Here is an 8,874-nt window from a genome sequence, read left to right as displayed (position 1 = left end):
TGTGCTCTTCCGATCTCCAGCACCCCGTTTGTTCCGGCCCCCAGCAGCTTGCTCAGCCAGATCGAACCGCGGGCTGTCGGCTCGCTGATGGTGCTGACAGCACTGATCGGCGGCATCACCTATGGCGGCTGGGCAGTCCTGAAAGAGGTGCAGCAGGTGCAGTTCGCTCCAGTGGATCAGACCCCGGCGGTGCTGGCTGATCTTGACCCGCTCAACAGCGCGGTGCTGGCGGTTGCCGAAGGCGCCCGCGATCCGGCAGCCGAGGCGCTGGACCGGCTCTACCGTCCGCAGGCGCTGGATGTGCCGGTGCTGGTGGCGCGCGATGCACCGATTGCGACCCTGGATCCGTCCACCCTGGGCAACTTTGCTTCACCTGAAGCGCCTGCGCTGGCCTTTGCCGAAGCCAGCCTGCCGTATGAGGGCGGAGGCCCGCTGCAGCAGGTGCCGCAGGTGGTGGCGGAGGTTGAACCGACCGTTGAAATGGTTGCAGTGCGCCCGTCCTGGGTGCAGGTCACCGCGGCAGACGGCAGCGTGATCCTGGAAACCATCATGGACGCGGGCCAGCGGTTCGAGGTGCCATCGACCGAAGATGCTCCGCGCCTGCGCACTGGTGAAAGCAGCGCGATCTATTTTGCGGTGAACGGCGAACATTTCGGACCGGTGGGCGAACGCGGCCAGGTGTCCAAGAATATCGACCTGTCGATGGAGGCGATCACCGGCCGGTTTGCGCTGGCTGATCTGGCCGATGGCCGCAACGAAGCGCTGGCAACCCTGGTCGCCGAGCTGCAGGCGGACCAGCCCGCCGAATAACTGTTCCCGCTATTGTGCCCGGCGAATCCTGCCGGAATGGGCGGGCTGCCATTGCAGCGCCGCCTCTCAGCCCGTATCTAGCTGCTAACAGAACAGGATCCAGCCGGGACGCATTCCTCATGTCGATGAACCACATCCGCCCCTGGCGCCATATCGAGCGCCGCAAAAGCCGCCAGATCCATGTCGGCAATGTCCCCGTCGGCGGCGATGCCCCGATAGCGGTGCAGACAATGACCAACACGCTGACCACTGATGTGGCCGGAACCGTCGCCCAGATCCAGGCCGCGGCAGAGGCAGGAGCGGACCTGGTGCGGGTCTCGGTCCCGGACGAGGCGTCTTCCAAGGCGCTGAAGGAGATTGTGCGCGAAAGCCCGGTGCCGATCGTTGCCGACATTCATTTCCACTACAAACGCGGGATTGAGGCTGCGGAGGCGGGGGCGGCCTGCCTGCGCATCAATCCGGGCAACATCGGCGATGAAAAACGCGTGGCCGAGGTGATCCGGGCGGCGCGCGATCACAACTGCTCGATCCGCATCGGGGTAAACGCCGGCAGCCTGGAAAAGCACCTGCTGGACAAATACGGCGAGCCCTGCCCGGAGGCGATGGTGGAATCCGGCCTCGACCATATCCGCATCCTGCAGGACCATGATTTCCATGAATTCAAGATCTCGGTGAAAGCCTCGGATGTGTTCATGTCCGCCGCCGCCTATCAGCAGCTGGCCGACGCCACCGACGCGCCGATCCACCTCGGCATCACCGAGGCGGGCGGCTTTGTCTCCGGCACCATCAAATCGGCCATCGGCCTGGGCCAGCTGTTGTGGATGGGCATTGGCGACACCCTGCGCGTCAGCCTCTCGGCCGATCCGGTCGAGGAAGTGAAAGTGGGCTTTGAGATCCTCAAATCCCTCGGCCTGCGCCACCGCGGCGTCAATATCATCTCCTGCCCCAGCTGCGCGCGCCAGGGGTTTGACGTGATCAGGACGGTCGAAACGCTGGAGGAACGCCTCGCCCATATCCACACGCCGATGAGTCTTTCAATCATCGGCTGTGTGGTGAATGGTCCGGGTGAAGCGCTGATGACCGATGTCGGCTTTACCGGCGGTGGCGCGGGGTCCGGCATGGTCTATCTGGCGGGCAAGGCCAGCCACAAGATGTCCAACGCGCAGATGGTCGACCACATCGTTGAAGAGGTCGAGAAAAAGGCCTTGGAAATTGAAGCGGAACTGGCCGCGCAAGCAGCGGAGTAGCCCCGCAGGCCTGTTTCAGACCGCCGCTCTTTCACCTTTGAGAAAATACTCCGGGGTCCGGGGCAGAGCCCCGGTTCCGCCGGTTCCGCGTCAGGCGTCAGCTTTGCCGGTCGCGGATTTCAGCCACCATGATCTCCATCTGATCGGCGGGCAGGAAGCCGCGCAGCAGCTCATTGCCGAGCACAAAAGTCGGGGTGCCGGAAATCGCCATGCGCTGCGCAAGTGCGCGGGTCTGGCGCAGCTCCTCCGTTACCTCTTCGCTGTCCATCCTGGCAAAGATCGCATCGCCATCCAATGACAGCCCGTCCGCGATCCGGCGCAAGGCGACCTCGTTCGGCTCGCTGCCAAACTCAATCAGCGCATCATGCACCTGCTTGTAGGCTTCGTTCCCCGCGACCAGTTTCGTTGCCACGGCAAAACGCGACGACAGCACAGAGGCTTCGCCCAGAATCGGGAATTCCTTGATCACCAGGCGGATATTGCCGTCGCTTTCCAGCAGCTTGGCCACTTCGGGTGCGGCCCGGCGGCAGTAGCCGCAGCGGTAATCCATGAATTCAACCAGGGTGATGTCGCCGTCCGGATTGCCGCCGACCCAGGAGTAGCCATCGTTCTGCAGCTCTTCCAGGTTATCGGCGACCAGCGTGTCGTCACGGGCGGCTTCGGCCTGTTGCTGGCGCTGCTCCAGCAGATCAACCGCTTCCAGGATCAGTTCGGGGTTTTCCAGCAGGTAGGCACGGATCTGTTCGCCGAAAGCGTCGCGTTCAGATTCCGACATATTGCTGAGATCCAGCGCCTGCGCCGGGGGGCTCAGCAGGGCGAGGGCGGTGGCTGCCGCCGTGGCGGCGCGGGTGAAGGGTTTCATTTTCGTCTTTTCCTTTTCTGAGCTTGTTCATAGGCCGTCAGCACATCCTGTGCACGCCGCGCGGCGGCGGATCCTGCAGGCAGCTGTGCGACGGCCCGTTTGGCATGAATTCCGGCGTCATCCAGACGCCCTTGCAAGGCATAACGTTCGGCGGTGACCAGTGCCGCCAGACCGCGCTGGCCGGTTTTGGCATAGGCCAGCGACATGTCGCGCAGCAGCACCGTGTTGCGGAAATCAATGGCGCGGGCGCGTTCCATGGTCTTCAAGGCGGCTTGCGGCCGGCCCGCGGCCAGCTGGGCGCGGCCGTAACCGGTCAGGATCAGCGGATCCTTGGGGGCCAGTTTCACCGCCTTGCCATAGGCGGCCAAAGCGGCGCTCCATTGCCGGTTTTCTATCAGGATCTGGCCTTTCAGCTCATGATAGAAAGGGTCGGAGGGCCGGATCGCCAGTGCCCCGTTCACCGACTTCAGGGCTTTCTTCAGGTTTCTCTGCCGGTGATAGGCGGCGGCTTCGCGCATCAGGCGCACGTCTTTATACTGTTCCTCACGCACCCGGCGCAGGGTCCATTTCGGGGCCCGGGTAAATCCCGACAGCTTGCCGCGCACCCGGGCAAACCAGTATTGGGCCTCGGCACTGGTCTCGCCTTTGTCGCCATGCGCCGCGAGATAGGCCTGGGCGGCACGGATACGGTCGCGGCTCAAGGGATGCGAGCGGGTGTAGGGATCCTGGCTGCCGCCACTCAGCACCTCCTGGCCGGCAAAGGCGCGGTGCAAATCGACCAGCCCCTGCGGACTGATGCCTGCGCGGTTGAGATAATCTGCGGCGGAACGGTCGGCTGAGCTTTCTTCGGCGCGGGTATGGGCCAGAAAGCCGCGCAGCGCGGAATTCTGCGTGCCGATGGCGAGGCCGCCTGCGGCCTCGCCCGCGCCGGACGCAGCTGCCAGTACCGCCAGTGCCAAGCCCAATCCGGCAGCGCTGTTGGCGGAGCGCAGGTTCTGCATCCGCCGCGCCAAATGGCCATTGGTGATATGGGCGGCCTCATGGGCGATCACCGCCTGCAGCATCTCGGGGGACGTCACCTTCAGGATCAGCCCGTAATTCACGAAAATCGTTCGTGAATCCAGGACAAAGGCATTGAAGGACGAATCATTGACCAGCAGGATCCGGACCCGGTTTGCATTCAGTCCCGCGGCCCGCAGCACCGGAGCCGCCAGCCGGTTCAGCCCGTGTTCGATATCGGGGTCCCGCAGCAGCGAGATCGATGCCGCCTGCGCCGCCGCTGCAAATTGAAACAGCGCGCAAAACAACAGAGCCGGGATTGACGCCAGCCGGAAGAAACGGTCAAAACTCATGCGCGCACCATGGGAGATCAGAATGCGAAACTCAAGCCGATCCAGCGTTGATCCGTTTATTGTGATGGACGTGATGGAGGCCGCCCGCAAAGCCGAGGACGCTGGCCGCCACATCATCCATATGGAGGTCGGACAGCCGTCGACGGGGGCGCCCTCCGGTGCCTTGAAGACGCTGGGGAATGCGCTGGAAAACAACGCGTTGGGCTATACAGTTGCATTGGGTCTGCCGGAACTGCGTCAGCGTATCGCGCGGCTCTACGGTGATTGGTACAACGTGGATCTGAACCCGGAGCGGGTGATCGTGACACCGGGCTCATCCGGCGCCTTTCTGCTGAGTTTCACCGCGCTGTTCGACAGCGGCGACAGGGTCGGGATCGGCGCGCCGGGCTACCCGTCCTACCGGCAGATCCTGAAAGCGCTGGGGCTGACGCCGGTGGACATCCAGACCGCACCGGAAAACCGCCTGCAGCCAGTGCCTGCGGATCTGAAGGGGCAGGACCTGGCGGGCCTGATGGTGGCCTCGCCTGCCAATCCGACCGGCACCATGCTGGACCAGGCTGCAATGGGCGCGCTGATCGAGGCGGCGCGGGCCGAGGGCGCCAGTTTCATTTCGGACGAGATCTATCACGGGCTGGAATATGAGGCGAAGGCGGTCACCGCGCTGCAGCTGACCGATGAGGCTTACGTTATCAACTCCTTCTCCAAGTTCTTTTCGATGACCGGCTGGCGGGTTGGCTGGATGGTGGTGCCCGAGGATCATGTCCGGGTGGTGGAACGCATCGCCCAGAATATGTTCATCTGCGCACCGCACGCCAGCCAGGTGGCGGCGCTGGCAGCGATGGACTGCGAGGATGAGTTGCGCGGCAACCTGGCCGTTTATGCAAGGAACCGCCAGCTGATGCTGGACGGGCTGCCCAAGGCTGGTTTCACCAGAATTGCACCGCCGGACGGGGCATTTTATGTCTATGCCGATGTGTCGGACCTGACCGCGGACAGCCGCAGCTTTGCCGCGGAAATCCTTGATAAGGCGGGGGTTGCGGTGACGCCGGGGCTGGATTTTGACCCGGTGCGCGGGGCCACGACGCTGCGGTTCTCCTATGCCCGCTCTACTGCGGATATCGAAGAGGGGCTGGCGCGTCTTGAACTGTTCATGGCCTCCAGGGAGTGACCTGCGGCAGTGGCAGAAGGCGGATTTCCAATCCGGGTGGAATTGCCTAGTCTGCCCGGAAAACACCAAGAGACGAGCATGGGCAGACTGATTTCCTTAACCGCACTGATCTGGTTGCTGGCCGCGGGCGCCTGGGCGCAAAACAGCGGCAGCAGTTTCACCGGGCTGGCTCGCGTTGATGCGGAGACCAGCCGGGTCCGCGATGCAGGGCGGGGCGCCGAGGTGGCGCTGGGGCTGAGCCAGGGGGTGCCGTACCGGCTGTTCACCCTGGCCGGCCCGCCACGGCTGGTGCTGGATTTTCAGGAGGTCGACTGGAGCGGGCTGACGGCGGATAATCTGCTGCAGGGCGAGCAGATCACCGCGGCGCAATTCGGCACCTATGTGCCGGGCTGGTCGCGGCTGGTTCTGCAGCTGGCAGAGCCGATGAAGGTGTCCACGGCGGCAATGACAGTGGACCAAGTGACCGCCGCCGCCCGGCTGGCGGTGACGCTTGAGCCCGCCGCGGCGGAAGATTTTGCCGCTGCCGCCGGCGCCCCGCAGGATCCGCGCTGGGATCTGCCTGCGCCTCAAACCATGCCGGGCAAGGGCGTGCGCGACGAAAATGCACCGCTGCTGGTGATGCTTGACCCCGGGCATGGCGGCATTGATCCAGGGGCGGAGACCGAAGTGGTCTTTGAAAAACACCTGATGCTGCAATTTGCGCGGGAGCTGGGCGAGGCGCTGGTGCGTTCAGGCCAGTTCACCGTGATTTTGACCCGCGATGGCGATTATTTCGTCTCGCTGGAGCGGCGCATCGCGATGGCGCATCAGGCCGGGGCGGATGTGTTCATCTCGCTGCATGCCGACACGATTTCCGAGGGGCGGGCGCATGGCTCCACCGTTTATACGCTGTCCAAGGAAGCCTCCGACGTGGCCTCGGCCAAGCTGGCGGAGCGGCACCTGCGCGGTGATCTGCTGTCTGGCACCGACCTGAGCCAAGCGGACGACAAGGTGGCGGCAGTGATGCTGGATCTGGCCCGGCAGGAGACCCAGCCGCGCAGCGATGCCTTGGCGGTGGCGCTGATCGACGGGCTGCGCGGGCAGGGGCGTCCGATCAACAACCGGCCGCTGCGCTCGGCCGGGTTTTCGGTGCTGAAATCGGCGGATATCCCTTCGGTGCTGGTGGAGATCGGATTTCTGTCCAGCACGCGGGATCTGCAAAACCTGGTGGACCCGGATTGGCGGGTCCAGGCGGCCCGCGGCATTCTGAACGGGCTGATCACCTGGCGCGCGCAGGACGACGCCCGCCGCGCGCTGGTGCGGCAGTAGCACCGGCGGCGGGTTCCAGCCGCTTTGCGGGCCTTGCTCTAGGCGGTTTCGGCCTTGGCCAGCGCCTTTTCGATCTCGCGTTCCAGCGCCTGCTTGTGCGGGGCCAGGATGTCATTGGCGACCTTTGCCAAAAGCCCCTGTTTTTCCAGCTTGGCGGCGATGCAGTCCATGAGCTGACCCTCGGCCGTGCTTTTCTCCATGCAGGAGCTGACGATTTTTTCCAGGGCGTTCATGTGATTGCTCAAAGCCTTGGCGATGGCCCGCCCGGTGAAGAATTTATGCGCCATCCGCAGGACGGTTTGCAGCACGATCTCGGCGCCGATCTTGCGCGGAATGGCGGTGAAGCGGCCAAGGATGATCTCGATTTCCTTGCCGCCCCAGCGGGCAGCGGTGCTCCACAGGTATTTGTTGATCCAGCGTGAGTTGACCATCCGGCTGGCCAGCCGCTCGCCGACCCCTTTCATGATCAGCTGACCGGCCTTGGCGCCCAGCCAGCCCGAGAAGCCGCCCGCCACCGCGGCAAAGGTGACGCGCTTGAAGGAGCCGGCCACGCCGCCGGCCTTGACCCATTGCCCCTTGAGGATGACGCCGTTGGCGATCTCTTGAACCGTGTTCTTGCTGGCAGCGACAACGGCGCCGGCGGTGGTCGGGTTCACCCCGTTGGTGACCAGGATCAGCTGCACGATGTCGGCGGCGCCGTCGCGCAGGTCGACCGAGATTTCCTCGCATATCTTGGCGCTTTGCCCCAGTTCCTTGGACAGCATGTTCAGGTCCATCGCCACTGCATCGAGCAGGATCTTGGTCTGTGTCATCTGCTTGAAGGACGCCATCAGGCTTTTCTTGTTCTTGCCATAGGTCATGTCCACCAGCTTGCCGACAGCAGCGTCGGCCTTCTTCAGCGACTTGGCCGGGCGTTCGATGTCGGCATTGGGCGTCACCATTTTCACGAAGAAGGTCCAGAACCCTTTTTTCATCTCGCGGTACTGGTCCTGGTAGTTCCGCAGGGTGCTCATGAAGGCCATGGTCTCGGTGTGCAGGCGGCCCTGGATGGCCTCCATGGCGGTGCCCATGTCGTCCTCGGTGAACCAGTGGGTCTTGCCCCGCCATTTCACCTCATAGACCTTGCCCTTGGCAGGAAGCGGCCTGCCGCCCTGCGCCTTGGCGAATTGTTCGGCGACCTTGGCGGGCGGCATGTTCAGCATCTTGAAGGTTTTGGAGCCGGGCTCGACCAGGCTGTTCACCTTGGATTTCACCACCTGCTGCTGAAACTGGCCGATGGCGAGGATCGTCGGCTGGCCCACCTTGCCGTTGGTCGGCACCCGTTTGTAGCCGACCGAGGCGGCATGATCGTTGAGCATCTTCTGAACCAGCACAACGTCCTTGGGGTCGTTCACGGCAGTCTTGCCGCCACCGACCGAAGCTCCGAGTTTGGCCATTGCAGTCTCCTCCACCTTTCGGGCTGCCGGGTGAAACCTGAATCGGGTGCGCGCAGAGGCTGGCAGGCGGTGGATGGGGAGGCAGGCCGGGGCGGCGATTGCGTGCGCCTGCGTTCAGCCTGCCCGCCGCTTGCGCCGAACCGCGGCAAGCTTTGCGAAAATGGGGCAGCCGTTGTTAGTATTGCCCGGTCAGGATACATCACAGACGGCTTAAAACCAATTCATCGGGCGGCAGGGTTAAAGACAGCACTATTTCGCCGCCGCATGCTTTGACCCCGGACACCGCCGCATCTATATAGGCGGCACCTCGCGAGAAAGGCCAACCCCGTGCTCAGGTTCATACTCTCCTTCTTTGGTTCCATCTTCAGCACCATCACCCTTGGGGTGGCGATGGTGGCGCTGACCATTGGAGCGGTGTTCTGGATCTACGGGCGCGACCTGCCGAGCCACGACTCGCTGGCCCAGTACCAGCCGCCGACGATCAGCCGGATCTATTCGGGCGAAGGCCATATGATTGACGAGTTTGCCAAGGAGCGGCGCCTGTTCACGCCATCAGCGGATATTCCGGATCTGGTGAAACAGGCCTTCATTTCGGCCGAGGACAAGAATTTCTACAGCCACAGCGGTTATGACGCCCGCGGCATTGCTGCGGCAGCGATCGAGGCAGTGCGCTCGCGCGGGCAGACCGTGC

The 8,874-nt window shown here is 63.7% G+C and carries 8 protein-coding genes; 5 read left to right on the top strand and 3 right to left on the bottom strand.

From position 1 onward, the window contains the following. Both VOI29_RS19600 and ispG read left to right on the top strand, forming a co-directional pair. On the top strand, nt 1–810 hold an 810-nt coding region (locus VOI29_RS19600; protein ID WP_323782617.1), incomplete at its 5' end, for a DUF4115 domain-containing protein. A 119-nt stretch (nt 811–929) separates the two neighbouring features. After that, nucleotides 930–2,057, top strand: coding sequence for a flavodoxin-dependent (E)-4-hydroxy-3-methylbut-2-enyl-diphosphate synthase (gene ispG / locus VOI29_RS19595; protein WP_323782614.1), 1,128 nt, complete (start codon nt 930–932; stop codon nt 2,055–2,057). 97 nt (nt 2,058–2,154) lie between these two features. Here ispG and VOI29_RS19590 read toward each other — a convergent pair whose 3' ends face one another. Both VOI29_RS19590 and VOI29_RS19585 read right to left on the bottom strand, forming a co-directional pair. Further along, nucleotides 2,155–2,919: a DsbA family protein gene (locus VOI29_RS19590; protein ID WP_323782611.1), complete on the bottom strand. Its 765-nt coding sequence runs from the start codon at nt 2,917–2,919 to the stop codon at nt 2,155–2,157. Further along, the gene (locus VOI29_RS19585) at nt 2,916–4,271 is read right to left on the bottom strand and encodes a M48 family metalloprotease (protein WP_323782606.1); all 1,356 of its coding nucleotides are present in this window, start codon (nt 4,269–4,271) and stop codon (nt 2,916–2,918) included. Before VOI29_RS19585 ends, VOI29_RS19590 begins: the two co-directional genes overlap by 4 nt. A 22-nt stretch (nt 4,272–4,293) precedes the next feature. On the opposite strand from VOI29_RS19585, the gene VOI29_RS19580 reads away from it, so the two are divergent. Together VOI29_RS19580 and VOI29_RS19575 are read left to right on the top strand one after the other, a co-directional pair. Then, the gene (locus tag VOI29_RS19580) at nt 4,294–5,439 is read left to right on the top strand and encodes a pyridoxal phosphate-dependent aminotransferase (protein WP_323782603.1); all 1,146 of its coding nucleotides are present in this window, start codon (nt 4,294–4,296) and stop codon (nt 5,437–5,439) included. A gap of 78 nt (nt 5,440–5,517) precedes the next feature. Continuing rightward, the gene (locus VOI29_RS19575) at nt 5,518–6,747 is read left to right on the top strand and encodes an N-acetylmuramoyl-L-alanine amidase (protein ID WP_323782600.1); all 1,230 of its coding nucleotides are present in this window, start codon (nt 5,518–5,520) and stop codon (nt 6,745–6,747) included. 38 nt (nt 6,748–6,785) lie between these two features. Here VOI29_RS19575 and VOI29_RS19570 read toward each other — a convergent pair whose 3' ends face one another. Next, complete coding sequence (locus tag VOI29_RS19570) at nt 6,786–8,183, bottom strand: hypothetical protein (RefSeq protein ID WP_323782597.1); 1,398 nt, start codon at nt 8,181–8,183, stop codon at nt 6,786–6,788. 327 nt (nt 8,184–8,510) lie between these two features. Here VOI29_RS19570 and VOI29_RS19565 point away from each other — a divergent pair. Continuing rightward, a partial coding sequence (locus VOI29_RS19565) for a transglycosylase domain-containing protein (RefSeq protein WP_323782594.1) occupies nt 8,511–8,874 on the top strand: 364 nt, incomplete at its 3' end.

This window comes from Leisingera sp., from assembly GCF_034669605.1.
Taxonomy (GTDB): Bacteria; Pseudomonadota; Alphaproteobacteria; order Rhodobacterales; family Rhodobacteraceae; genus Leisingera.
Note: the sequence above shows the minus strand (reverse complement) of the source record. Positions and strands in the feature narration are given on the sequence as shown.

What these genes read in the sequence shown, in the direction of transcription:
- ispG (WP_323782614.1), top strand. Translation starts at nt 930, where the DNA reads ATGTCGATGAACCACATCCGCCCCTGGCGCCATATCGAGCGCCGCAAA.
- VOI29_RS19590 (WP_323782611.1), bottom strand. Translation starts at nt 2,919, where the DNA reads ATGAAACCCTTCACCCGCGCCGCCACGGCGGCAGCCACCGCCCTCGCC.
- VOI29_RS19585 (WP_323782606.1), bottom strand. Translation starts at nt 4,271, where the DNA reads ATGAGTTTTGACCGTTTCTTCCGGCTGGCGTCAATCCCGGCTCTGTTG.
- VOI29_RS19580 (WP_323782603.1), top strand. Translation starts at nt 4,294, where the DNA reads ATGCGAAACTCAAGCCGATCCAGCGTTGATCCGTTTATTGTGATGGAC.
- VOI29_RS19575 (WP_323782600.1), top strand. Translation starts at nt 5,518, where the DNA reads ATGGGCAGACTGATTTCCTTAACCGCACTGATCTGGTTGCTGGCCGCG.
- VOI29_RS19570 (WP_323782597.1), bottom strand. Translation starts at nt 8,183, where the DNA reads ATGGCCAAACTCGGAGCTTCGGTCGGTGGCGGCAAGACTGCCGTGAAC.